We start from the raw sequence: 22,744 nt of genomic DNA, 5'->3' as shown, positions 1-22,744 counted from the left end.
CCGTCCACACCCGTGGACGGGCACTTCATGGAATGAGGGAGACGACGATGTCGAAGTCCGATACGAAGAATTGCGGCGAGTTGGGCTATTTCCTGCCGGAGGACGGCCAGTTCCGGTTGCGCAAGCTGCATCAGCACATCGAGTTCCTGTCGCGCCTGGCGGAGCCACGCGTGGACGAGGAAGAGGACGGCCCGGAGATCGATCACCCCGCGTTGGCCGGATGCCTGGACCTGTTGGCCGAACAGGTGCAACAGGTGCTGGACCTGGTGCGCTGGCCGGCGAGGTTGGAGGCCAAGGGCAAGGGCAAGGCGGCCACTGCGGAGCGGAAGGCCGAGGATGCAGACGACACCGACGAGGGCATGGCATCCGGCCGTGTCGAGTCCGTCGGCTCCGCTGCGAAGACCGACGAAGACTTCGCGTTCGGCATGACGATGGATCAGCTGGACGAGGCCAACCGGCTGCTTGATCTGCTGGGGGCGCAAGGGGATCTGCTGATGGCCAGTGGTGGCGACAATCTCGCGGACGGCACCGTCGTCGTGATCGGCGCGGCGATCTTCGATGGCGCGGACGCGATGAAGGACATGATCCATGAGATCGCATCGCAGCGGCTCGCAACTAAGGCCAACACCGGCGAGCGGGTGCGGGAGGTGCCGGCCGTGTACGACCTCGGCGCTGATGCCTCGCCGGATCGTGGTTCACGTGCACGGGCCGCCGTCGAACACGAACACGGCACCGCACGCGTGCATTGAGCGCGGCAACGGACGCAGCGCGGTTCGCCGTGCTGCGTCTTTTCGCGGGGCGTTGCGGCCGTCGTGCGCAGCGACGGGGCGGTCAGGTCGCGCCGGCCGTCATTCCGCCGCGTCGATCACGTCGTCCAGCCGATCCGACGGCACCATGTACCCCGCGGCCTCGACGGTGTCGCGGACCTCGAGCAGTGCCGCGCCCAGCGCATCGAGCTCGTCCGCTTCCGCGGCGCCGACGATTGCGATGCAGCGGTCGTTGAACCAGGTCCAGAACTGCCGGTAGGTCTTGCCGTGCCAGTGCTCGTGGCGGATGCCCTGGTACAGCTCGCTCACGGCGATGGTGGATGCGTCGCGCATCGTGGGTCTCCGGGTGGGGTGGGCCGTGCCCAAAAGAAAACCCCGGGTGTCGCCACCCGGGGTTCTTGTCTTCGCCGCAAGCGGAGAAGCGCTCAGGCGAGATTACTCGGCCTGCACTTCCTCGGCCTGCAGGCCCTTCTGGCCCTGGGCGACCACGAAGGAAACCTTCTGGCCTTCCTGCAGGGACTTGAAGCCGCTGCCCTGGATCGAACGGAAGTGGACGAACAGGTCGTCGCCGCTCTCCGGGGTGATGAAGCCGAAGCCCTTGGCGTCGTTGAACCACTTGACGGTGCCGGTCTGACGATTGGACATGGTGTTACTCCTTGAATCGGTGTTGAGATTGCACGGCCCGCCACACGCGGTGCCGTGACTGTATCGAGCAAGGGGTAACGCGAAGCGATGGAGCGGATCGTCTGGAGCGGCCGAGGTAGGCCATGGCACCCGTGATCTACTGCATCGGGTCACGATGTACCGTGATCCCGCCTTGAACAGTACGCGCACCATACCTCAGTTCGGGGCCGGGATGCCCGAATGGCGTCGAAATGGGCAGTGGCGCCCATTCATCTTTCCGGGCCCTGGCCGGGGCGCCTCTGGCGTCGGTGACCGCGGAACGGCCGGATACACGGCCGCGCGCGGCTCTAACGCTGGATCAGCCGATGCACCGCGACGGCGGCGTCGACGGCCCGCCGGTGGGTCATGGTCTGGTCGTCGTCCAGGGCGTCGACCACCATCGCGCCGGTGACGGCGAAGGCCACGCTGACCTTGTCCACGACGATCTGGGGCGACACCGGCCCCAGCGGCGTGGCGAAATCGAGCTGCCCGCCCGGATAGACCAGGTGGCCGCCGATGGCCTCGACCGCGGCATCGTCGACCACCCAGCCGATCGAGCGGATGTCGGCCTCGGGCTGCATGCGCGGATCGACGGTGGTCATGACGCCCAGCGATGCCAGCTGGATCGCCTCGAACGGGTTCCCGGACCGGGCCTCGGGCGACAGCCAGACACAGGAGACGCCATGGCTGCGGCCGGCGCCGTCGTCCCAGGGGCCGCTGTCGGGGGTCAGCGTCCAGCCGCTCAGGAAACCGTCGAGGGCGGTCGCGACGCGGTCGCATCCGGGCAGGGCCTCGAGCGACGGCGGCACCTGCGCGCCGCCCGAGCGGTCGGTGTCGGCGCCGCAGGCGGCCAGGGCGAGCAGCAGCGGGACCGGCAGCAAGGCCCGCAGCCGCGGCGAGAGCGGGGCGGCGTGCGGGCGTGCGGTGGGATGCGGTGCGTGTGGCAAGCGGCCGTCCTTGGGTCGGGGGTCGCGGTGAGCATAGCGCGGCCCCCGTGCTCGCTCGGACCATCAGCGCGCCGCCATCCGCCGCAGGCAGACCTGCGCCGCGCCGGCATGGATGTCGAGCTGGCTGTCGCGCAAGGCGTCGCTGCCCAGGATCAGCCCGGGTTGTTCGGCCATGCCGAGCACGGCGAACACCGGCAGGTCGCTGATGCGGACTTCGAACGGCCCGTGGCGCCAGTCGCCGCTGGCGAGCGCGGGCAGGTCGTGCAGCCAGGCCGGCACGGTGTTGCCGTCCACGCCGCGGGTGCCGAGGCTGCGGGCGCGCACCCGCCGGTCGGTGCCGTCCAGGCGCAGGCCGAGCGCCTCGGCCGCGGCCGGGTTGAGGATGGTCTGCGACGCGCCGGTGTCGACGATGGCCATGGCGTCGACGGCGGGACTGCCCAGCTGCACGCGCATGAAGGCGAACTGCTGCAAGGCACTGGCACGCCCGGGCGAGGCGTTGGCCTGGCAACTGGCCTGCCGCGACGCCGGCAACTGGCCCGGGGTCCACAACTGCAGCCGTTCGCTGGCGAAATCCCAGCGCGTGTCCCATTGCGCGGTGACGTCGTTGCCGAGGATCCCCGCCAGCGGCTGGCCGGCCCACACCGCGCTGAGGTCGCTCTGCACGGCCGGGCGTTCGAAGCGCAGCGTGCCCAGGCGCCAGGTGGTGGCGCGGGTCGGCTTGAGCCGGGTGGAACTGCCGGTGGCGCCGAGGGCCACGGCCGCTTCCGCGCCGGGAATGGCGATGTCCCATTCGCGGGCGACGCGGGTGTCGACGATGGAGGCGCCGGCGCCGCTGTCGACGACGAAGGTGAGCGGCGTGGTCACGTCGCCCAGCAGCACATCGGTGGTGGGGTGGCCGTTCTGCATGCGCAGGGGCAGGGTGTGCGCCGGGGTGCCGGCGGTGTTGGCGCCGGCGGGGGCGGCTACGACGCAGGCGAGCGCCATGGCGAGCAACTGGAGGCGGGGAGCGGTGCGGTGGTGGCCGGTACGACGCATGGGGCGGATCCGAAAAAGCGATCGGTCAAGCGTCGCCCAGGTCGGGTGGGACCTGCATGACGGTGCGCGGAGACGGTTCAGATTCGATGCGGTGTCGCTGACCGTCCCGGCCGCGCGCGTGGGGCGTGCCGTCTGTCGTCGGCCGCTGCGGGCACGGCATCGGCATGCCGGGCGCGGGGCGTGCGCAACGCGTGCGCGGCAGGCGGGTGCCGCAGGTGCGCGTCGTATGATGAACGCGAGGCCGGGGCACGCATGTCGCTCCGCGCCGCTTCCCGACTTCCCACCGATCCATCCGCATGGCCCGACCCACCCGAACCCAGATCGAACGACTCGCACGGGCGATGGATACCTTCACCCGTCGCTTCAAGGTGGCCCAGGCCGCTGCCGCGGGCCACCGTGCGCTCAATCCGCTGGAAGCGCAGACCCTGCTCTACGTGGTCGAGCACCCCGATTGCGGGCTCGGCGACGTGGCGCGCTACCTGGATGTCGCCATGACCACGATGTCCTCGGCCACCGATCGCCTGGTGCGGCGTGGTCTGGTCGCGCGCCGCCGGCCGGAGGGCAACCGGCGCGCGATCGCGTTGAACGCCACCGACGCCGGCCTGGCCGAGGCGGACGCACAGAAGCTCGCCTATGCCGAAGCGTGCCGGGCGATGTTGCGGGCGCTGGACCGGGAGGAGCAGGAGGCGCTGATCCGGCTGACCGAGAAGGTCGCGACCCACGACGGTTGAAAATTACGACCGTCGTAGTATCTTCGGGCGCAGCGGCAATCCCCTGCATGTGTACGCACCCCACGGAGATGCACGATGGCGATCGCGATCAACGGCGCGGCGTATCCGCCGCCCCGGGACCCCCGGGTCTCCCTGCTCGACTTCCTGCGCGACCGCCTGGACCTGACCGGCACCAAGCTCGGCTGCAACCAGGGCGCCTGCGGGGCCTGCACGGTGCTGGTGGACGGCGAACGCGTGCTGGCCTGCCTGACCCTGGCCGTGCAGGTTGACGGACGCGAGGTGCGCACCGTGGAGGGCCTGGCGCCGGATGATGCGGACGCGCTGCATCCGCTGCAGCAGGCCTTCGTCGATCACGAGGGCTTCCAGTGCGGGTACTGCACGCCCGGCCAGGTGTGTTCGGCGCTCGCGATGCTGCAGGAAGTGCAGCGAGGCGATCCCAGTCACGTCAGTGCCGATCTCGCGGCCAGCCCCCGGCTCACGCGCGACGAGATCCGCGAACGCATGAGCGGCAACCTGTGCCGGTGCGGCGCGCACAACGGCATCGTCGAGGCGATCGAGGCGTATGCCGCGGGAGGTGCGGCATGACCCCGTTCGCCTATCGCCGCGCCACGGATGCCGCCGCCGCGGTGATGGATGCCGCCGCCCCCGGCGCGCGGTTTCTCGGCGGTGGAACCAATCTGGTGGATCTGCTGCGCCAGCGCGTGGCGCGCGCCGATGCGTTGGTCGATGTGTCGATGTTGCCGGCCTCGATCGAGGTCACGCCCGAGGGCGGCCTGTCGATCGGCGCGGCCGTGCGCAACAGCACGCTGGCGGCCCACCCGCACGTGCGCGCGCACTTCCCGGTGCTCAGTCGCGCGGTGCTGGCCGGTGCGTCCGCGCAGATCCGCAACATGGCGACCGTCGGCGGCAACATCCTGCAGCGCACGCGGTGTGCGTACTTCTACGACGTGGACGGCGCGCGCTGCAACAAGCGCGCGCCGGGCAGCGGCTGCGATGCGCGCGGCGGGTTCACCCGCTATCACGCGATCCTGGGTGGTTCGGCGCACTGCGTCGCCACGCATCCGTCGGACATGTGCGTGGCGCTGGTCGCGCTCGACGCACGGGTGCGGGTGCTGGGCCCGCGTGGCGAGCGCACGATGCCGCTCGTCGAGTTGCACCGCCTGCCCGGAGACCGGCCGCACCTGGAGACGCATCTCGCGCCGGACGAATTGATCGTATCGGTCGAGGTGCCGCCCCTGCCGGCCGCGACGCGGTCGGCGTATCGAAAGGTGCGCGACCGCGCGAGTTACGCGTTCGCGCTGATCTCGGTGGCGGCGGTGCTCGAGGTGCGCGAGGGCACGATCGACACCGTCCGCATCGCGTTCGGGGGCGTGGCGCCCAAACCCTGGCGTGCGACACGGGCCGAAGCGGCCCTGGTCGCCCAGCGACCCACCGAAGCCCTGTTCCGCGAGGCCGCGGATGCGGAGCTCGCCGCTGCCGATCCGCTGTCCGGCAATGCGTTCAAGCCCGACCTGCTCCGGCGCACGCTGGCGGCCGTGTTGCGTGGACTGCTGGAGCGCGCCGCATGAGCCGCCTTCAGAACGCATTGATCGATGGCGCACGCGCATTGCTGCGGCGGGTGCCGGCGCGCTGGTTGCCCGGCGGCACGCCGGATCCGCTGATCGAACGCCGGTCGGCGCTGGGTGGCGGAACCCCCAGGCGCGATGCCGCGCCGAAGGTGCGCGGGCATGCGCGCTTCGCCGCCGAAGTGCCGATGGACGGGCTGCTGTATGCGGCATTCGTCCATGCCACCGTCGCGCGCGGGACGATCGCCGCGCTCGCCACCGACGCGGCGGACGCCGCCGAAGGCGTCGTCCTGGTGATGACGTATCGCAACGCCCCCAGGTTGGCATTGCCGCCGGCGATCGGCCTGTCCGATCTCAGCGCGGCCGGCAACAACATGCTGCCGGTGATGCAGGATCCGCAGATCCGCTGGAACGGCCAGGTGGTGGCGGTGGTGCTGGCCGAGACCCAGGAGCAGGCCGACCATGCCGCCGGGCTCGTCGAGGTCGACTGCGTGGCCGAACCCGCGCGCACGCGGTTCGAGGCCGGCAAGGCCGATGCCACGATGCCCGCGTCGATCCTGATCGAACGCAATCCGCTCGTGATCGGCGATGCCGAGGCGGCACTGGCCGCTTCAGCGCATCGGGTCGATGCCCTGTATCGCACGCCGTGGCAGAACCATCATCCGATCGAGCCGAACGCGGCCACGGTCTATTGGGACGATGGCCGTCTGGTGCTGCACGACGCGACCCAGATGCTCAACGCCACCGCCGGCTCGCTGGCGAAGGTGTTCGGGCTGAAGCGCGATCAGGTGCGGGTGGTCTCGCCGTACGTGGGCGGCGCGTTCGGCAGCAAGGGATTGTGGGATCACCAGATCCTGGCGTGCGCGGCGGCGAAGCTCGCCGGCCGCCCGGTGCGCATCGTGCTGTCGCGCGCGGCCATGCACCGGTTGATCGGCGGTCGGTCGCCGACCGAGCAGCGCTTCGCGCTGGGCGCCGATGCCGACGGGCGGCTGCAGGCGTTGATCCATACCGGCTATTCGGTCAAGCCGCCGCACAGCGCCTGCGACGAGCAGTTCAGCCTGACCGGCCGCACCCTGTACGCGGCGAAGACGTTCCGGGTCGAACAGCGCCACATCGATCTCGATGTGCTCGCCAATACCTACATGCGTGCGCCGGGCGAGGCCGTGGGCAGCTTCGCGATGGAGAGCGCGCTCGACGAGCTCGCCTGCGCGATGGCGCTGGACCCGATCGAACTGCGCCGCCGCAACGTGGCCGGGTGCGATCCGGTTTCGGGCGCGCCGCATTCGCAGCGCGATCTGATGGCGGCCTACGCGATGGGTGCCGAGCGCTTCGGCTGGTCGCGCCGGTCGGTGGTGCCGGGCGCACGGCGCGACGGCGAATGGCGCATCGGCATGGGCTGCGCCAGCGGCACGTTCCCCTACGCGCGGATGCCCGGCATGTCCGTCCGCATCGCGCTGGCGGCGGACGGCCGCGCCACGGTGACCAGTGCCGCGCACGAGATGGGCATGGGAACGGCGACCGTGCAGGCGCAGCACGCCGCGGATCGCCTCGGCCTTCCGCTGGAGCGGGTGACGGTGGCGATCGGCGATACCCGGTTGCCGTTCGGAAGCTCTGCGGGCGGCTCGTCGCAGACCGCGTCACTGGGGGCGGCGATCACCGCCGCCAGCGACAAGCTGACGGTGGCCTTGCTCCGGCTGGCCGCGCGCGACGGTCCGCTGGCAGGGCTGAAGCCGGCCGAGGTGACGTTGGCCGATGGCGGTGTGCGCTGCATCGACGACCCTTCGCGACACCAGACGTACGCCGAAATCCTGCGCCAGGCCGGCGAGGCGGAGATCAGCACGATCGGCAAGAGCGGGCCGCCGCTGGAACTGCTGAAGTTCTCGATGCACAGCAGCGCGGCGATGTTCTGCGAAGTCCGGGTCAGCGAGGTCACCGGCGAGGTGCGCGTCTCACGCATGGTCGGTGCGTTCGATTGCGGGCGGATCCTCAACCCGCGCACGGCGGCGAGCCAGTTCCGGGGCGGCATCGTCATGGGCCTGGGGCTCGCCCTGATGGAAGAAACCTGGTTCGACGAGCGCAACGGCCGGATCGTGAGCGCGTCGCTGGCCGACTACCACGTGCCCGCGCATCTGGACGTTCCGCCGATCGACGTGCTGTGGACGGACATCCCGGATCCGCGCGCGCCGATGGGCGCGCGCGGGATCGGCGAGGTCGGCATCACCGGGGTCGCGGCGGCCGTCGCCAACGCGGTCTTCAACGCCACCGGCAAGCGCGTGCGCGACCTGCCGATCACCCTGGACAAGGTGATCGGCTGAGAGGCCTCTGGCGCTTGCCAGCGCCGCTCTGCGGCACCGGTGCCTCGGCATCGAGGCGGCGATCCGGGCAGACCGGAATGCACTGGACTACGGGCACCGTTGGTCAGGCGGGTCGGACTCACTCCGCCGGCGCCGCATCGATCCAGCCCCTCGGTCCTGGCCACCGCCTGGAGATGCCGTCATCGAAGCGGACGCCCTGGACCGCCGAGGCCAGGGCGGGCCGAAGCCGGTGCATCTCCAGCTGCAGCCAGAAGGGATCCAGGTGCTGGAGCAGGCGCATCTCGCAGTCGTCACCAGTCATGTCGAGCAGCGGCGGCGCGAGGTCGAAGCGCATGTGGATCCGGGTGCGGTCGGCATGCCATGTCCGGTGCAGCCGGCCGTCCTGGCCCGGCACGTTGCCCAGCGCGTCCAGGCGGTAGGTGCCATCGCGCAGGCCATCGGGGAGGGTTCGCAGTGTCAGGCGTCGTTCCGCATCCGGCGACACGGGCGGACGGTCGGACGGCAGGTTGAAAAGGTCGGTCGAGACCAGGCCCTGGATCCGCAGCGCGCAGCGCGCAGGTGCCTCGCGGCCGACCAGGCGTCCTGCACGCGAGGGTGCGAGATGCACGGTCTCCGCGGTGGCGGGCAGCAGGGCCACCTCCATCTGGTGAACGCCATCGGCCACGACGTCTGCCCACACTTCCTCCGGCAAGGCGGGTGGAGGCGGACGCGCCAGCAGCTGCAGGAGGTGCCGGAACCGGCTGTCGGGCTCGAGCGGCCGGGCCAGCACGATATGCAGCTGGTCGCCTTCCTGGCGATAGCGCGATCGCAGCGTGGCGGTCACCTTGCCGCTGCGCATGACGGCGCGCCGGTTGCCGACCGGCATCCAGTAGGAGAACGTCCGCTCGTGCGTCTGCATGAGCGGCTGGATCCATTCGATCAGCGCGGCCTGCGAAGCGGCGTCGGCCTGCGACAACTCCAGGGTGATGTGCGTGCTCTCGTGGCCCAGCACTTGGGCCGTCATGACGCGCAGGCGGGCGGGATCCGGCACATTGAGCGCCACCGCGATGAGCGCGCCATTGACCACGACGAACCCGGCGATGAACGCGATCGTGGCGATCCTGTCCTTCCGCGCTGGCGAAACATCGATACGTCGTCGGCGCAGGGCGGCGAGGATCGCGCGGTAACCCAGGACGATGGCCAGGGCCAGGCTCAGCCCGACCACGAGCATGGCCAGGCCGAGCAAGCAGAAATAGATCAGCGCCATCCCTGGGCCTTGGCGTGCGGTGTCTTACCAGCGTCGCTCGGCAGCGCCGGCCGGCCTGGCCTCGAAGGCGGGTACGGTCTGGCTTTCCAGCGCAGTGCCGTCGATGCTCCAGACCAGGGTCTGGATCGGGAACGCCTCGGTGCGGGTCATGCCGCCGATCTGCTCGGCGAGGGTGTCGATGGCGCCGTCGACGTCGGGATTCCAGGCGAAGACACGATCGCCGCCGTACCAGACCACCGGTGCCTCGGCGTCGAGGCGGCGATCCGGGCAGACCAGGATGCGTTGCGCCAGCAGCACACGCAGCGCGGAGATGGACACCTTGCGCAGGCCGGGGCCGGTGACCTCGGTGTTGTGGCCGGGACAGTGCTGCGCGGTGCGGGCGACGGTCTGATCGAACGTGGTGCGGTCGGACTGCGCGAAGGCCGGGGCGGCGACGACGCAGAGTGCGGCGAGCGCAGACATCGAAAGCGAACGTGACATGTCGGGTCCTTGGTGGTGTCGATCCTGTGCGGCGGATGCTAGCAGTGCCCGGTGTGTGCGTCGTGCAGCCAGGCGGCGATAACCGGATGCGCGAACGGGTGCGACCATGACGGATTCCAGGTCCGACACCGGAGCTCCGCATGCGCATCCTCTTCGAAGGCGTGTTCCCCGTGCATTACGGGCAGTTCTATCTGTTGCCGCGCGACGTTCCCGCACTCGAACCGGCGGCGGCGTTCCGCGGTCAGGCCAACGGCCTGTGCGGCGCGGCCCGGGGCGATGCCCTGTTTCTGGTGACCGGTCTGCACACGGGGCAGGTCCCTGTGCGTGTCGTGCGGTGCGACGCGGCCCCGGACGACGACACGTCCGTCTGGGAAGACGTGGTCGAGGTTTCGCTGCAGGTGGACGCGGCAGTCGCGCTCGAGGCATGGGGCGGCGGCGAGCGCCAGCCGCTGGCGCTCGAGCCCGGGACGTACCGCGTGCGCTATCGCTGTGTCGGCATGGACGAGGGGCAGGCGATGGATACGCCGGAGGACGGCCAGCACGCGCCCGACCGCTACGAAATGGCGATGTGGCCGGCCGCCGCCGCACCGGACCTCATCGTGAAGACCGGGAGCGACAGCGCGGCCTATTGGCACCGCGCCTGGGGGCAGGGCGGCGCCTAGCGGGCCGGCCGGTCCGGTTCTCGCGCCGCCTGCACCGGCGGCACCTGGCGGGCCTGCGCGCGCCCGAGCCAGACGGCGAGTGCGGCCCAGGCCAGCGCGAGCGGGACGACGACGCTGACCAGGCCGCCGAGGGCGAGGCCGAGGCGTCCGAGGGCGCCTTCGGTCTGCGCGCCGACGACGTCGCCCGCGCGGTAGACGAAGGTGTCGATGAAGGCCTTGGCCTTGTACTTGTCCTCGCGGTCGACGACGGTGAACAGCGCCTCGCGGGCGGGCCGGGTGATGCCGCGCTGGACGGCGCGGTTGGTGGCCTCGAGCAGCACCAGGACGACGAAGGAGCCGTAGATGGCCAGGCCGACGAAGCCGATCGCGGTGGCGATGGGCAGGATGGCCAGGGCCACGCCGAGACCGAAGCGCTTGACGATCTGCCCGGTGAGGGTGAGCTGGAGCGCGAGTACGGCGACCTGGGTCCACATGTCGATGTTGCCGAGGATGGCGGCGCGGGTATCGGTGTCGTCGGCGACGGCGGCGACCATCTGCAGGCGGGTGAAGTAGATGAAGGTGGCGACCACGGTCATGAGCAGGACGTAGCCGGCGATGCCGCTGAGATAGGGGGAGCGGAACACGGCGCGGATGCCGGCCCAGGCACTGCCGCCGATGCGTTCGGACGGGTCGCGTGCGGAGGCGACGCTACCGGCCTGGCTGGCGCGATCGGTGGCGACGCGCATCAGCGCCCAGGCGGCGAGGACGGCGATCAGCAGGAAACCGCCGGCGACGAGCAGCAGGCTGGGGGTGCCCAGGGGCTCGGCCAGTCGCGAGGTGAGCCAGGGTCCGAAGATGGCGCCGAGGGTGCCGCCGACGGAGATGAGGGCGAAGAAGCGCTTGCCCTGGTCGGGTGTGAAGCGGTCGGCGAGCAGTGCCCAGAAGACCATGGTGACGAAGAGGTTGAAGACGCTGAACCAGACGTAGAAGACCTGGCCGCTGCGTTGTCCGATGGCGCCGGGCGCGAAGACGAGCAGGGCCCAGAAGCCGACGAGGCTGGCGACGAAGAAGCCGTAGGTGGTGCCGATGAACTGGAGGCGTCTGAGGCGGCTGACGATGAGGCCGAAGAGCGGATTGACGGCGAGGGTGACGAGCGCGGTGCCGATGAAGAGCCAGCGGACGCTGTCGATGCCGCGCTCCATGCCGAGGGCGTCGCGGGCGGGCCGCAGGAGCATGAGGGCGGTGAGGACGCAGAAGAAGAACAGCGCGGCGATCAGCACCGGGGCGAGTTCGCCGGGTTGCAGGTTGAACAGGCGGTGCAGCCTGCCGGGCGGCGGAGCGGACAGTGCGGGAGATCCGGATCGACTCATGGCAAAAGGGGGTCCTTGGGGGACGCCGGAGGCCGGCGTCGTGGTCCGCCGCCGGGCTGGGCGGGCGGAGCTTTCAGGCGCATGCGACGGGGCCGGGCGTCATCGCGCCGACGCAGGTGCGGCGCGCCGGCCGCGCCGACGGGCGGGCGGCCCGATGCAGGCCGCTTCGGACGATCGGTCCGCATCGTGTCCGGCGAGCGGGGGCATGCGGACACCGGTCGCGTGGAATGGCGGCCTGTGGATGTGGTGGGCCTGCGGATGTGGAGGTGGGATGCGTGTGCACGCACCTTACAAACCCGCCCGGCCGGGCGACATGCCCGGATTCCCAAGAAAGTTGCCCGTTCCTGCGGCCCTTCATACGATGTCCGGTCCCGCCGTCGTGGCGGTTTCGCTGGAGATCGGTCGCCATGTCGCAGGTGCTTCACGACACCGTCGTCGCTTACATCGAAGCCAGGGGCGGCGGAGAGGGCCGGTTCCAGACGCCGCTGGAGGCGATCCACATCGTGCGCTCCTTCGCGGAAAAGATGCCGCTGCGCCTGCTCTACCGGCCGTCGCTGTGCGTCGTGATCCAGGGCGGCAAGCAGATCCACATCGGCGAGAAGATGCTCGCGTACGGCGAGATGGAATGCCTGATCGTGAGCATGGAGCTGCCGGCGACGGGACGGATCGTCAAGGCCAGCGAGAGCGAGCCCTTCATCGGCGTCATCGTCGATTTCGACGTGGCGATGCTGCGCGAGGTGCTGGGGATGATGGAGACGCGCCCGAAGCCGCCGGCAGGCGACGACGACGCCTGCGTGTTCGTCGGCCGGGTGGACGCGCCGCTGGCCGATTGCATCGTGCGCCTGATCAGGATGATGGACACCCCGAACGCGATCCCGGTGCTGCACCCCGCGATCATGCGCGAGGTGTGTTTCTGGCTGCTCAACAGCGTGCACGGGCCGCAGCTGTCGAAGCTCGCGCTTCCCGAGACCAACCTGGATCGGGTGGCCCGGGCCGTCCACCTGCTGCGCAAGGTCTACAACAAGACCGTGCGCATCGAGGACCTGGCCGAAGAGGCCCGGATGAGTCCGTCGTCGCTGCACCAGCACTTCAAGCGCCTGACCTCGATGACGCCGCTGCAGTACCAGAAGCAGCTGCGGCTGCTGGAGGCGCGCCGGTTGATGGTGGTCGACGCGTTGACCGTGGCCGAGGCCGCCTACGAAGTGGGCTACGAAAGCGCCTCGCAGTTCAGCCGGGACTACTCGCGCAATTTCGGCGCCGCGCCCAAGCGCAACGTCATGATGCTGCGGGCCGCGCTGGCCTGAGGTCGGCGCGCGGCACGCCGGACGCGTGCGTCCGGCGCGGCCGCTCCGGTCCGCGCGCTCCGGTCAGTTGGCGCCGGGCTGCAGGGTCACCACGCGCACGTCGACATCGTCGCAGGCGTCGTCCTGGCAGGTGCCGCTGATCCAGGCCTGGCCATCGCCGAGCATGACGCCGTCCTGGTTGACGAACAGGTCGGCGTAGCGGGTCCCGACGATGGCGTTGCGGATGGCGGGCGTCATGAAGTCGCCGTAGCGGCCGATGAAGGCCTGTTCGTTGTCCAGGGTGGTCGGCGTGCCGTCGATCTGCACCTGGATCGGATAGCGCACCAGCGCGGCCACGGCCGCGGCATCGTCCGAGGCCACCGCCGCCTGCAGGCGTTCGACGACGTCGCGGTAGGGCGCGGGATCGCCGAGGACGCGTTCGATCGAGGCGTCCACGGCCTGGTCGGCCTCGGTGCGCGCGCCCGCGCCGGGCGTCGCCGCGGCGGAGGTTCCGGTCGCCGGGGCTTCGGCGGCCGGGGCTTCGGACGCGGCGGGTGCGGCGTCGGCGGACGCGGTCGCGTCCCCGGTCGAGGCGGTCGGGCCGCAGGCGGCGAGCATCAGGGCGACGGGCAGGGCGAGCAGGCGAGGGGTCATGGCCGGTGCGGTGTCCGATGTGAATGGGGGCGCATACTGCCCCGGCGCGTCGTTCGGGCGCCGTGACGGCGATGTAAGGCAGTCGTTGACCACGACGCGCGATGCCACCGTGCGCGCCCGCGGTCGCGCCGCCGCGAAGCGCCCGCGCTCAGGTCTCGAATGCGGTCAGGATCGGGCAGGCGCGCGGTGCGGTGTCGCGCGCGCACTGGCGGGCCAGCCGTGCGAGGCCGTCGCGTGCGCGCTGGAGGTCGGCGATCTGCGCGTCCAGCCGCGCGATCCGCTGGCGGGCGAGTTCGCGTGCCCGGGGACGGTCGAGATCGGCGTCGAGTTCGAGCAGTTCGGCGATCTCGTCGAGGGTGAATCCCACCTTCTGCGCCGTGCGGATGAAGCGCAGCCGGCGCAGGTCGGCGCCGCCGTAGCGGCGGATGCCGGTGTCGCGCGCCGGCGTGTCCAGCAATCCCTTGCGCTGGTAGAAGCGCACCGTCTCCACGCCGACCTCGCCGGCGGCGGCGAGCTGGCCGATGGTCAGCGACATGGCTTGACTCCGTACTCGGGTACGGGGCGTATGGTAGCGCGACGCCACGCTGCGAGTGCCCAGGAGGCTGCCATGTCCCCGCCGTCGTCCGACCGTCCCCGCGACGCCGCGCCCCGCGAAACCAGTCCCGGAGCGCCCGCGTCCCCCGAGGCCACATCCCTCCAGGCCGCGCCCCGCACGGCCACGCTGCACCGCATGGTGATGGACGCGCACGTGTGTCCGTACGGTCTGAAGGCGCTCGACCTGCTCAGGCGTCAGGGGTACGCGGTCGACGACCGCTGGCTGACCACGCGCGCGGCCACCGACGCCTTCAAGGCCGAGCACGGCGTGGCGACCACGCCGCAGGTGTTCATCGACGGCGAACGGATCGGCGGCTACGACGATCTGCGGCGGTACTTCGGCAAGCGCGTCGCGGAGAAGGGCGCGACCAGCTACCAGCCGGTGATCGCGCTGTTCGGATCGACCCTGGCGATGGCGTTCGCCCTCAGCCTGGCCGTGTACGGCACGCCGTTCACCGTGCGCGCGGGCGAATGGTTCGTCGCGCTGAGCATGGTGGTGCTGGCGATGACCAAGCTGCAGAACATCGAGACCTTCGCCACGATGTTCCTCAACTACGATCTGCTCGCCCGGCGCTGGGTGCCGTACTCGTACGTCTACCCGTTCGCCGAGGGCCTGGCCGGCGTGCTGATGCTGGCCGGCGTGCTGAACCTGCTGTCGATCCCGTTGGCGCTGACCATCGGGACCATCGGTGCGGTGTCGGTATTCAAGGCCGTCTACATCGATCGCCGCGCGCTCAAGTGCGCCTGCGTGGGCGGTGCGAGCAATGTCCCGCTGGGCTTCGTGTCGCTGCTGGAGAACCTGATGATGATCGGCATGGCCGTCTGGATGGCGCTGCCGATACTGGGGGTGCCGGTGCCGCACGGTTGATGCGGTCCCCGTCCTGCCGACGGCCCGGCACGCGCCGGGCACGCCGGTCGCCGCAGGCGCGTCGCGGAGGGTCGATCGCGTGCGTGCGCGATCGCGCCGGACGGCGCGCCTGCGGGGCGGGGACGACCAGGTTCAGCCGGCGGCGCCTTCCGCGCCTTCGGGCAACTTCGCGATCGCCTTGATCTCGAACTGGAAGCCGGCCAGCCAGGTCACGCCGACGGCGGTGACGTTGGGATAGGGCGCTTCGCCCCAGTGCTGGAGGACGACCTCCTGCCAGACGCGTTCGAAGCGCGGATCGGGGTCGACCATGAAGACCGTCACGTCGACCACGTCGTCGAACGTGCTTCCGGCCGCGGCCAGGATGCGCTTGAGGTTGTCGAACGCGAGCGCGACCTGCTTGTCCAGGTCCGGCTCCGGCGAGCCGTCCTCGCGGCTGCCGACCTGGCCCGAGACGAACAGGAAGCCGTTGGAGCGGACCGCGGGCGAGTAGCGGTAGTGCTCGTAAAGGGCCTGGCGCCCGGGGGGAAAAACGACATCGCGCTTGCTCATGGGGATCTCCTTCGGGGGCCGGCGGACGGCCCGGATGGGTGGATGACACCAGTGTGGGATCGCGTAGGGGGTGGATAAACGCGCCGGGTCGGCGAACACTGTTTGGGAATCGCGAACAATTCCATGTGATCGGAGGCGCCGGATGGACCGTTTCGATGCGATGCAGGCGTTCGTGCGGGTGGTGGACACCGGCAGCTTCACCCGTGCCGCGACCAGCCTGCAGACCAGCCGCACGCGGGTCACCCAGCTGGTGCAGCACCTGGAGACGCGGTTGCGCGTCAAGCTGCTCAACCGCACCACGCGGCGGGTGGCGACGACCGCCGACGGTGCCGCCTACTACGCGCGTGCGACGCGCCTGCTGGCCGACCTGGACGACGCCGAGACCAGCCTGTCGGTGGCCGCGGCGTCGCCGCGCGGGCGGCTGCGGGTGGACGTGCCCAGTGCGCTGGCGAGTCTGCTGCTGTTGCCCGCCCTGCCCGATTTCCATGCACGCTACCCGGACATCCAGCTTCATCTGGGGGCGAGCGACCGTGCCGTCGACCTGATCGGCGAACACGTGGACTGCGTGCTGCGCGGGGGCATGCCCACGGCGCCGGGCGAGCAATCGCTGGTGGCGCGTCACGTCGGCGACCTGACCCTGGGCGTCTTCGCCGCGCCGGCCTATCTGGCGCGTGCGGGAACACCGGCGCATCCACGCGCGCTGCTGGAGGCGGCGCACAGCATGATCGGCTTCCTGGCGGCGCGGACCGGCCAGGTGTTGCCGGGCGAGTTGCGTCGTGGCGACGAGCACGTGGTGCTCCGGGGCCGCCACATCCTGGCGGTGGACGACGGCAACGCCTCCATCGCGGCCGGCATCGCCGGGCTCGGCGTGCTGTGGCTGCCGGACTACATGGCGGCCGCGCCGCTCGCGCGCGGCGCATTGGTGCGGCTGTTCGAGGACTGGCACAGCGCGCCCATGCCGATGTACCTGGCCTACCCACCGAACCGCCACGTCAGTGCGAAGTTGCGGGTCTTCATCGAATGGGTGGTGGCGCTGATGGCCGAACGCATGCCGGTGCTGCCGCGCCCCCATCCCTGAGGTGGGCCGTGAGGTGACCGGTGATGCGGCCCGCCCGCGCAGCGTCCCTCGGGTCGGCCCCAGTTCCGGACGGCGCGTGCGCCGCCTACGCTCCCGGTCTCCTGCCCGGAGACGGTCCGATGCTCGACGCCCTGTCCGCCCCGTTGCCTGCCGTGCCCGCGCCTGCGGATGGCCGGTCGTTGTCCGCGCTGGACGCGGCGGCTTCCGATCTCGATCTGGAGGCGCATCTGGCCGGGCTCGCCGACGACGGCGGCTTGCCGGCGTTCCTCGAGCAGACCGACGACGCCATGGCGCTGGCGGCGCAATCCCCGGTGTTCGCCGCACAGCTCGAACCGCTGCTGGGGCGGATCCACGGCGCGCTCGAGACGTTGCCGACGCAGGGGCTGGACGCGACGACCCGCGACACGCTGGAGGCGACGGTCGCACGCCTGGCCGACCACCTCGGCCTGGACGGACCCGGCGGTGCCTCGCAGGTGCCGGGCGGCGGACTCGACGCCCACGAAGCCGCCGGCGGGCACCTGATCGAACGGCACGTGGGCAAGAGCGAGTCGTGGCTGGTCGATCGCGTGCAGCGCGAGAACATCAGTGCGGCATCGACCTTCCGCACCCTGCCCGCCGCGGAGCACTTCGTCGCGGAGACGCTCGCCGAACACCAGCCGCGCATCGACGCCTGGCTCGGCGGGGACGGCGGCAACCGCCTGGTGGTGGATGCGCGCTTCGATGCGAGCACCGGGATCTCGGTGGCGCGCGGCGAGACTGCCGCCAGCGATGTGTTCTCGGTCCGCCTGGTGCTGGAGCGATCGGCCGAGCTCGACATCGGCTATAGAATCGTCACCGGCTATCCCACGCCGCCGTGAGCCGACACGCGATGAGCGAGTTTCCCCACCTGCAGAACTTCCTGGCCGCCTACTTCCACCAGGACTGGCAGGCCGAGCATGCGACGACGGACGCGGTGGTCGCGTTCTACCGGGACTCGGAAGCCCCTGCGCAGGTCGACGCCACGCGTCGCGAGCTGGGGCATCTGCTGGCGCGCGACGACGACGACGCGACGCTGGGCGACGCCGCGCGCGCGCTGGGCTGCGAGTACGACCCGACGCGCGACGGCGGGCGCTGGCGCGACTGGCTGCAGCAGGTGCGGGCCGGCCTGGCCGGCGATGCCGACGCGTCGTCCAGCCCGGCGGGCGGCGACGCCGACGATCCGGGCGCGCGCGCCTGAAAACCGCGATGCCGGTCACGCGGCATGCTCTTCGGACGATGAACGCGTTCCTTCGGAGTAGGGGATTGCCCTAGTTCTGTCTCCGTGTTGTCCGGAAGGACAATGGCGCCGCGCCCGACCAGGCCTGGGACGGGAGGCATTCGCAGTCCGCCGACAAGGAGCAGTCCCCCATGAGCCTCGACGCCGTCAACAACAGCCAGCGCATTCCCGACAACAACGCCTCGCTGCCCGACGACTACAAATCCCCCAGCCGGTCCGAACTCACCGATCTGGCCAAGGACCTGCACAACGTCGGCGAGCGCAGCCGCAAGAAGGACGACTACGACCGCCGCCTGCAGGCGCTGGCGTCCGAGTTCCTGCCCACGCTCAGCGCCGAGGATCGCGGCCGCTTCATCGGCGCGATCATGGACCGCGACAAGGGCGCGCTGGATTCGTGGCTGCAGAGCGACCGGCTCGACAAGCTGGTCGACAACGACCGGATCAGCGACAACGACCGGCAACGCGTGCTCGACGCGGTCGAGCGCGGGTACGCGGACCAGCACGTGGTGGAGGAGAAAGCCTCCGAGTTCGTCGACACCGGCAAGATCGACGAGAAGAGCGACAAGGACGCCGATGCGCCGAGCAAGGACGACCTGACCGAACTGCACAAGGAACTGCACGACGTCGGCGAGCGCCGGGCGCGCAAGGACGATTACGACAAGCGGCTGACCGCGCTGGCCAGCGACGAGCGCTTCCTGCGCGATCTCGACGACGGCGACCGCGGCCGGTTCATGGGCACGATCTTCGAGCGCGACAAGGGCGCACTGGATTCGTGGCTGCAGAGCGACCGCCTGGACAAGCTGGTCGACAGCGGCCGCATCGACGACAAGGACCGCCAGCGCGTCATCGACAGCGTCGAGCGCGGCTATGCCGACAAGCACATCGACGTGAGCCGGGCGTCGGAGTTCATCGACACCGACAAGGTCGACGAGGCCGCCCGCAAGCCCGACGCCAGCGACGCCAACGACGACGGCAAGCCCCCCAGCGACGTGACCGACGGCGGCTACGAGGTCGCCGGATCGAAGGAGGACGTGGTCTACGGCGACATCAAGAGCGTGTCGCACCCCGGCGCCCACGAGGGCGGCTGGCTGCAGGTGGAGACCAAGGGCGGCGACAAGCTCGCGGTGCACCAGGACACGTCGCCCGGCGTGTACGCGCTCGCCGAGCGCAAGTACCTCGACGACGGCCAGAAGACCGTCGACCAGACCCGCGAGGACGCGCGCCTGCCGTCGACGAAGGATACCGACGTGTTCGCGATGAAGACCGACGTCGAGCAGGACGGCGAGACACTCAACGTCGCCGACGCGGCGATGAAGATGACCATCGACGAGATCAAGGATCGCAAGGATCTCTACGACGGCAGCGCCCAGGCCGAGTTCATCCGACTGATCGAAGCGCGCAGCGCGGTCACCAACGGGCGCCCGATCCATCCGGTCTACGAGGACCGCATCAGCGGCGCGCACAAGGCCACCCGGACCCGCACCGAGAATCTCGTCCGGCTCGAACAGGCCGACATGAAGGAGATCTTCGACGAGCGCGCGATCAACCGCGAGCTCGATTCGGTGATGCGCAACGAGCAGGTCGCCGAGATCTACCAGAAGAACCTGAGCGAGGCCGTCGGCAAGGTCTCCGACGACGATCGCGACAAGATGGCCGACCGGCTGGAGAAAGTGGTCACCAGCGAGGACTACGTGATCGAGGCGAACAAGCTGAAGGAGAGCGAGTTGCCGTTGGCCAAGGCCGATGTCGAGGACGCGCTGTCGCAGCTGGCGCTGCTCGATGCCGACCGCGCCGGCGACGCCGCGCAGACGTTCGCGCTCAATTCGCTGGCGGGCGAGGTGGACAAGGTGTTCGACGATCCGTCGCTGGTGTCGAAGCAGGCGCGCGTCGATGCGGTGGACGCGGGGCTGTCGGCGATCAAGAACGGGATCGGCAAGGCGAAGCTGCCATTCGACATGGCCGACAAGCTCGACGGCGTCCTGAAGGGCGGCGACACGATGAAGGAGGACTTCTCCAAGCTCCTCGACACCATGCGCAAGGACGGCCACGACGACATCGACCAGGTCTTCTCCGACACCATGTTCGCCAGCGACAAGGACGGCCAGGCCAGCATGCGCAGCCTGGTCGGCGACCTGTCGAGCAACGGCCTGCTGCCGGCGGTGACCGGCGCGATCGGCATGACCCAGACCATCCGCTCGCTGGTGTCCGACGGCCTGGGCGACACGCCGGAGGAACAACTGGCGACCGCCGGCGGCCTGCTGGGCCTGGTGTCGTCGCTGCCGGGTTCGACCAAGCTGCTGCGCAACGTGGCCAGCGGCATGGACGGCTCGGCGGCGGAACTGCTCGGCGTCGCGAAGGACATCGTCAAGCCGTCCGGCATCGAGACGCATCACTCCAACCAGGCGACCCAGGCGCTCGGCAAGGAGGTCGTGAACGAGGGGCCGGGCAAGGCCGCGGTGAAGGACCACGACAAGATCGCCACCAGCCTGGAACGCAAGCTCGACGGCGACCTGCCGTCGAAGGCGCGCGCCGACATGGTGGCATCGGGCATCAAGGTGATCTCCAACATCAGCGGCCAGGCCTCGGGGATGCTCGGCCTGGTGACCGGCGGGTTGGCCCTGTCGGACAAGGACAACCAGGCGGACATGGCCGCCGGGGTGCTCGGGGTGATGTCCGGCACGCTGGACACCACCTCGAGCCTGGTCGGGCAATTGAGCAAGGACGGCCAGTTGCGCTCGGGCGTGAACCGGTTCCTGGCCGCGGCCGGTGGCGAGGGCGCGGCCGCGGCCGGCCAGCGCGTCGCCGGCGCGATCGCCCGCGGGGCGGGCCCGGTCGGGCTGGTGCTCACCGCGGTGTCGGAACTGGTGTCGGTGTTCACCGGCAACGCCAAGGCCAAGAAGTCGGCGGGCGAACAGCACGACTGGTTCAACAAGCTGGCCGACGACGGCGTCATGCGCTCGGACTGGAACGTCAAGTACGACTACGCGCGCACCACGCTGGGCAAGTTCGACAACCTGCACGACAACCACGTCAGCAACGCCCGGTCCCTCAAGAACGCGAACTGGGGCGGCCGCCAGGCGCCGGAGGACCGCAGCATCTTCGACTTCCACCGCGACGAGTTCGCCCACTTCAAGAAGGAATGGGAGAACAACCGCGGCGCGCCGACCTACGTCACCTTCCTGGACACCGACGCGCGCAAGGCGGACTTCAAGCGCGAGAAGGACAGCATGGACGAGGTCAACCAGTACAAGAAGGATCACCCGTTCTACCACCCGGGCCACAACGACTGGGTGCTCGATCCCTGACCGCGCGTGCGGCCGGCGATCGGCACCCGCGTCGCGACGCGCACCGTGGCGCGCGTCGTGTCCCTGGGCGGCTGATCGGCGCCGCGTCGCGTCGGTCCGCATCACCTCGTCGTGAGGCGGTGGCGGGCAGGGTGCCGTCATGCAGGCGCCTGCGCTCTATCTGGTCTATCTGGAGCCCGAGCCGCCGGCCGAGGTCGGCGCGGCGCTGCGGCCGCTGGCGCCGGGGCTGTACCTGACGCACAGCGCGCAGACGCGCTCGCGGCTCTACCACGAGCTCAAGCGTCGCTGTCGTCCGCGTCGCCTGCTGGTCGCGCCGCTGGCGGATGCGCCGAAGTTCAAGGGCATGCAGTCGGGCGCGCTGGCCTGGCTGCGCGCACGCGAGGGCTGATCCGGCCACGCGCCGCGGGCGGCTGCCGCGAGCGGTATAATGCCGCCCCACCACGCCCCCGAGCCGTTTCGATGTCGAGTCTGATGGCGGCTGTCCTGCTGCTGCTTCCGCTGGCCTGGGCCCTGGCGGGCATTCCCCGCATGCGGGCCGGCGCGACCGATGCGGTACGGCCGGCGCGATGGTCCTGGCGCATCACCGGTGCGTCCGCGCTGCTCTACACCCTGGCCTTCAACCTGACCTTCTTCGTGCAGGAGGTCTTCCTCGTGGTGCCCAAGGCGCTGACGCCCGGCCTGCGGCCGACGCTGTACCACAACAACCACGGCTGGGAGGGGACGCACGCGCTGGCGCACCTGTTCCAGGGCACCGGCGCCCTGGCGACGCTGCTGCTGGGCGTGGCCGCGGGCTGCTGGTTGCGGCGCGGCGCGGCCACGCGGGCGCCCTGGCAACGGCTGGGGCTGTTCTGGCTCGCCTTCGCTGGCATCTACATGGCCCTGTTCCAGCTCGTGCTCGCGCCCCTGCTGCCGCGCGGCGATGTCGGGCTGGCGCTGGCGTGGCTGGGCGTCGAGGGCGCCGGGCTGACCGCGGTCGGCATCGCGGCGCTGGGCGCGGTGCCGGTGGTGGCGATCTGGCTGCTGCGGCCGCTGATGGCCCTGGCGGCGTCGCCGGCACGGGTCGCCACGCCGCTGGCGCGGATGGGGTTCGTGTTCCGCACGGTCACGTTGCCGGCGCTGCTGGCCTGCGTGTTGATCGTGCCGTACCGCGTGCCGCGCGAATGGATCGAGGTCGCCGGCGTGCCGGTGCTGGTAACGCTGACCGGCCTGCTGTGGCTCCAGGCCGCCGCGTGGCGGGTGGCGCCGGGCGAGGCGGCAGGGCATGCCGGCCACGCGGCGCGCTGGCCGGTGGTCGGGTTGCTGCTCGCGTCGGCGGCCCTGCTGGTCTTCTTCCAGGCGGTGCTGCGACCCGGGATCGCGTTCTACTGAAGGCGCTACTGAGGGCGGCCGACCCCGTGC

Annotated in this window: 24 protein-coding genes; 14 read left to right on the top strand and 10 right to left on the bottom strand. The window is 70.6% G+C overall.

Going from position 1 to position 22,744, the window contains the following annotated elements; genetic code table 11:
• Positions 1 to 47 precede the first annotated feature (47 nt).
• A complete protein-coding gene (locus RG19_RS12905; RefSeq protein ID WP_058835623.1) occupies positions 48 to 749 on the top strand; it encodes an XAC0095 family protein in 702 nt (233 codons plus the stop codon).
• A gap of 99 nt (positions 750 to 848) precedes the next feature.
• On the opposite strand, the gene RG19_RS12900 is transcribed toward RG19_RS12905, so the two are convergent.
• The 4 genes from RG19_RS12900 to RG19_RS12885 form a co-directional block, all read right to left on the bottom strand.
• Complete coding sequence (locus RG19_RS12900; RefSeq protein WP_058835622.1) at positions 849 to 1,100, bottom strand: hypothetical protein; 252 nt, start codon at positions 1,098 to 1,100, stop codon at positions 849 to 851.
• Between the two features lie 102 nt (positions 1,101 to 1,202).
• The gene (locus RG19_RS12895; protein WP_058835621.1) at positions 1,203 to 1,412 is read right to left on the bottom strand and encodes a cold-shock protein; all 210 of its coding nucleotides are present in this window, start codon (positions 1,410 to 1,412) and stop codon (positions 1,203 to 1,205) included.
• A gap of 326 nt (positions 1,413 to 1,738) precedes the next feature.
• On the bottom strand, positions 1,739 to 2,377 hold the full coding sequence (locus RG19_RS12890; RefSeq protein WP_058835620.1) for a hypothetical protein: 639 nt from the start codon (positions 2,375 to 2,377) through the stop codon (positions 1,739 to 1,741).
• Between the two features lie 63 nt (positions 2,378 to 2,440).
• Positions 2,441 to 3,412: a pepsin/retropepsin-like aspartic protease family protein gene (locus tag RG19_RS12885; RefSeq protein WP_058835619.1), complete on the bottom strand. Its 972-nt coding sequence runs from the start codon at positions 3,410 to 3,412 to the stop codon at positions 2,441 to 2,443.
• A 296-nt stretch (positions 3,413 to 3,708) separates the two neighbouring features.
• On the opposite strand from RG19_RS12885, the gene RG19_RS12880 reads away from it, so the two are divergent.
• The 4 genes from RG19_RS12880 to RG19_RS12865 all read left to right on the top strand — a co-directional run bounded on the left by RG19_RS12880 (position 3,709) and on the right by RG19_RS12865 (position 8,023).
• Positions 3,709 to 4,143, top strand: a complete 435-nt coding sequence (locus RG19_RS12880; protein WP_058835618.1) for a MarR family winged helix-turn-helix transcriptional regulator — start codon at positions 3,709 to 3,711, stop codon at positions 4,141 to 4,143.
• 75 nt (positions 4,144 to 4,218) lie between these two features.
• On the top strand, positions 4,219 to 4,728 hold the full coding sequence (locus tag RG19_RS12875; protein ID WP_058835617.1) for a (2Fe-2S)-binding protein: 510 nt from the start codon (positions 4,219 to 4,221) through the stop codon (positions 4,726 to 4,728).
• Entirely contained in the window at positions 4,725 to 5,711 is a 987-nt protein-coding gene (locus RG19_RS12870) for an FAD binding domain-containing protein (protein WP_058835616.1), read from the top strand. Before RG19_RS12875 ends, RG19_RS12870 begins: the two co-directional genes overlap by 4 nt.
• A complete protein-coding gene (locus RG19_RS12865; RefSeq protein ID WP_058835615.1) occupies positions 5,708 to 8,023 on the top strand; it encodes a xanthine dehydrogenase family protein molybdopterin-binding subunit in 2,316 nt (771 codons plus the stop codon). The genes RG19_RS12870 and RG19_RS12865 overlap by 4 nt, the downstream gene beginning before the upstream one ends.
• A gap of 118 nt (positions 8,024 to 8,141) precedes the next feature.
• Here the strand turns inward: RG19_RS12865 and RG19_RS12860 are convergent, their stop codons facing one another.
• Entirely contained in the window at positions 8,142 to 9,269 is a 1,128-nt protein-coding gene (locus RG19_RS12860; protein ID WP_058835614.1) for a hypothetical protein, read from the bottom strand.
• 24 nt (positions 9,270 to 9,293) lie between these two features.
• Positions 9,294 to 9,749 carry a hypothetical protein gene (locus RG19_RS12855; protein WP_058835613.1) on the bottom strand — a complete coding sequence of 152 codons (456 nt, stop codon included), beginning with the start codon at positions 9,747 to 9,749 and terminating at the stop codon, positions 9,294 to 9,296.
• Between the two features lie 140 nt (positions 9,750 to 9,889).
• Here RG19_RS12855 and RG19_RS12850 point away from each other — a divergent pair, with 140 nt between their 5' ends.
• Entirely contained in the window at positions 9,890 to 10,411 is a 522-nt protein-coding gene (locus tag RG19_RS12850) for a hypothetical protein (protein WP_058835612.1), read from the top strand.
• On the opposite strand, the gene RG19_RS12845 is transcribed toward RG19_RS12850, so the two are convergent.
• Positions 10,408 to 11,760 carry an NTP/NDP exchange transporter gene (locus RG19_RS12845; protein WP_058835611.1) on the bottom strand — a complete coding sequence of 451 codons (1,353 nt, stop codon included), beginning with the start codon at positions 11,758 to 11,760 and terminating at the stop codon, positions 10,408 to 10,410. The two genes, RG19_RS12850 and RG19_RS12845, sit on opposite strands and share 4 nt — an antisense overlap.
• Positions 11,761 to 12,167: 407 nt before the next feature.
• Between RG19_RS12845 and RG19_RS12840 the strand changes: the two genes are divergently transcribed.
• On the top strand, positions 12,168 to 13,064 hold the full coding sequence (locus RG19_RS12840) for an AraC family transcriptional regulator (RefSeq protein WP_058835610.1): 897 nt from the start codon (positions 12,168 to 12,170) through the stop codon (positions 13,062 to 13,064).
• A 63-nt stretch (positions 13,065 to 13,127) separates the two neighbouring features.
• Here the strand turns inward: RG19_RS12840 and RG19_RS12835 are convergent, their stop codons facing one another.
• Together RG19_RS12835 and RG19_RS12830 are read right to left on the bottom strand one after the other, a co-directional pair.
• On the bottom strand, positions 13,128 to 13,697 hold the full coding sequence (locus tag RG19_RS12835) for a hypothetical protein (RefSeq protein ID WP_058835609.1): 570 nt from the start codon (positions 13,695 to 13,697) through the stop codon (positions 13,128 to 13,130).
• Between the two features lie 148 nt (positions 13,698 to 13,845).
• Entirely contained in the window at positions 13,846 to 14,232 is a 387-nt protein-coding gene (locus RG19_RS12830; protein ID WP_058835608.1) for a MerR family transcriptional regulator, read from the bottom strand.
• A 72-nt stretch (positions 14,233 to 14,304) separates the two neighbouring features.
• On the opposite strand from RG19_RS12830, the gene RG19_RS12825 reads away from it, so the two are divergent.
• The gene (locus tag RG19_RS12825) at positions 14,305 to 15,159 is read left to right on the top strand and encodes a MauE/DoxX family redox-associated membrane protein (protein WP_202905338.1); all 855 of its coding nucleotides are present in this window, start codon (positions 14,305 to 14,307) and stop codon (positions 15,157 to 15,159) included.
• 132 nt (positions 15,160 to 15,291) lie between these two features.
• On the opposite strand, the gene RG19_RS12820 is transcribed toward RG19_RS12825, so the two are convergent.
• A complete protein-coding gene (locus RG19_RS12820) occupies positions 15,292 to 15,708 on the bottom strand; it encodes a RidA family protein (protein ID WP_058835606.1) in 417 nt (138 codons plus the stop codon).
• Positions 15,709 to 15,850: 142 nt separating this feature from the next.
• On the opposite strand from RG19_RS12820, the gene RG19_RS12815 reads away from it, so the two are divergent.
• The 6 genes from RG19_RS12815 to RG19_RS12790 all read left to right on the top strand — a co-directional run bounded on the left by RG19_RS12815 (position 15,851) and on the right by RG19_RS12790 (position 22,714).
• Positions 15,851 to 16,786, top strand: coding sequence for a LysR family transcriptional regulator (locus tag RG19_RS12815; protein WP_058835605.1), 936 nt, complete (start codon positions 15,851 to 15,853; stop codon positions 16,784 to 16,786).
• A gap of 119 nt (positions 16,787 to 16,905) precedes the next feature.
• Entirely contained in the window at positions 16,906 to 17,643 is a 738-nt protein-coding gene (locus RG19_RS12810; RefSeq protein WP_058835604.1) for an RNase A-like domain-containing protein, read from the top strand.
• Between the two features lie 11 nt (positions 17,644 to 17,654).
• Complete coding sequence (locus tag RG19_RS12805) at positions 17,655 to 18,002, top strand: contact-dependent growth inhibition system immunity protein (RefSeq protein ID WP_058835603.1); 348 nt, start codon at positions 17,655 to 17,657, stop codon at positions 18,000 to 18,002.
• Between the two features lie 170 nt (positions 18,003 to 18,172).
• Positions 18,173 to 21,346 carry a hypothetical protein gene (locus tag RG19_RS12800; protein ID WP_058835602.1) on the top strand — a complete coding sequence of 1,058 codons (3,174 nt, stop codon included), beginning with the start codon at positions 18,173 to 18,175 and terminating at the stop codon, positions 21,344 to 21,346.
• A gap of 139 nt (positions 21,347 to 21,485) precedes the next feature.
• On the top strand, positions 21,486 to 21,734 hold the full coding sequence (locus RG19_RS12795) for a hypothetical protein (RefSeq protein WP_058835601.1): 249 nt from the start codon (positions 21,486 to 21,488) through the stop codon (positions 21,732 to 21,734).
• 83 nt (positions 21,735 to 21,817) lie between these two features.
• A complete protein-coding gene (locus RG19_RS12790; protein WP_058835600.1) occupies positions 21,818 to 22,714 on the top strand; it encodes a hypothetical protein in 897 nt (298 codons plus the stop codon).
• The last annotated feature ends 30 nt before the right edge of the window (positions 22,715 to 22,744 follow it).

Origin of the sequence: Luteimonas abyssi (assembly GCF_001482195.1) — a bacterium.
In the GTDB taxonomy this organism is placed as follows: domain Bacteria; phylum Pseudomonadota; class Gammaproteobacteria; order Xanthomonadales; family Xanthomonadaceae; genus Luteimonas; species Luteimonas abyssi.
This window is presented reverse-complemented; position numbering and strand designations above follow the sequence as displayed.

Coding starts and splice junctions, on each gene's coding strand:
- RG19_RS12905 (WP_058835623.1), top strand. CDS start 48: ATGTCGAAGTCCGATACGAAGAATTGCGGCGAGTTGGGCTATTTCCTG.
- RG19_RS12900 (WP_058835622.1), bottom strand. CDS start 1,100: ATGCGCGACGCATCCACCATCGCCGTGAGCGAGCTGTACCAGGGCATC.
- RG19_RS12895 (WP_058835621.1), bottom strand. CDS start 1,412: ATGTCCAATCGTCAGACCGGCACCGTCAAGTGGTTCAACGACGCCAAG.
- RG19_RS12885 (WP_058835619.1), bottom strand. CDS start 3,412: ATGCGTCGTACCGGCCACCACCGCACCGCTCCCCGCCTCCAGTTGCTC.
- RG19_RS12880 (WP_058835618.1), top strand. CDS start 3,709: ATGGCCCGACCCACCCGAACCCAGATCGAACGACTCGCACGGGCGATG.
- RG19_RS12875 (WP_058835617.1), top strand. CDS start 4,219: ATGGCGATCGCGATCAACGGCGCGGCGTATCCGCCGCCCCGGGACCCC.
- RG19_RS12870 (WP_058835616.1), top strand. CDS start 4,725: ATGACCCCGTTCGCCTATCGCCGCGCCACGGATGCCGCCGCCGCGGTG.
- RG19_RS12865 (WP_058835615.1), top strand. CDS start 5,708: ATGAGCCGCCTTCAGAACGCATTGATCGATGGCGCACGCGCATTGCTG.
- RG19_RS12860 (WP_058835614.1), bottom strand. CDS start 9,269: ATGGCGCTGATCTATTTCTGCTTGCTCGGCCTGGCCATGCTCGTGGTC.
- RG19_RS12855 (WP_058835613.1), bottom strand. CDS start 9,749: ATGTCACGTTCGCTTTCGATGTCTGCGCTCGCCGCACTCTGCGTCGTC.
- RG19_RS12850 (WP_058835612.1), top strand. CDS start 9,890: ATGCGCATCCTCTTCGAAGGCGTGTTCCCCGTGCATTACGGGCAGTTC.
- RG19_RS12845 (WP_058835611.1), bottom strand. CDS start 11,760: ATGAGTCGATCCGGATCTCCCGCACTGTCCGCTCCGCCGCCCGGCAGG.
- RG19_RS12840 (WP_058835610.1), top strand. CDS start 12,168: ATGTCGCAGGTGCTTCACGACACCGTCGTCGCTTACATCGAAGCCAGG.
- RG19_RS12835 (WP_058835609.1), bottom strand. CDS start 13,697: ATGACCCCTCGCCTGCTCGCCCTGCCCGTCGCCCTGATGCTCGCCGCC.
- RG19_RS12830 (WP_058835608.1), bottom strand. CDS start 14,232: ATGTCGCTGACCATCGGCCAGCTCGCCGCCGCCGGCGAGGTCGGCGTG.
- RG19_RS12825 (WP_202905338.1), top strand. CDS start 14,305: ATGTCCCCGCCGTCGTCCGACCGTCCCCGCGACGCCGCGCCCCGCGAA.
- RG19_RS12820 (WP_058835606.1), bottom strand. CDS start 15,708: ATGAGCAAGCGCGATGTCGTTTTTCCCCCCGGGCGCCAGGCCCTTTAC.
- RG19_RS12815 (WP_058835605.1), top strand. CDS start 15,851: ATGGACCGTTTCGATGCGATGCAGGCGTTCGTGCGGGTGGTGGACACC.
- RG19_RS12810 (WP_058835604.1), top strand. CDS start 16,906: ATGCTCGACGCCCTGTCCGCCCCGTTGCCTGCCGTGCCCGCGCCTGCG.
- RG19_RS12805 (WP_058835603.1), top strand. CDS start 17,655: ATGAGCGAGTTTCCCCACCTGCAGAACTTCCTGGCCGCCTACTTCCAC.
- RG19_RS12800 (WP_058835602.1), top strand. CDS start 18,173: ATGAGCCTCGACGCCGTCAACAACAGCCAGCGCATTCCCGACAACAAC.
- RG19_RS12795 (WP_058835601.1), top strand. CDS start 21,486: ATGCAGGCGCCTGCGCTCTATCTGGTCTATCTGGAGCCCGAGCCGCCG.
- RG19_RS12790 (WP_058835600.1), top strand. CDS start 21,818: ATGGCGGCTGTCCTGCTGCTGCTTCCGCTGGCCTGGGCCCTGGCGGGC.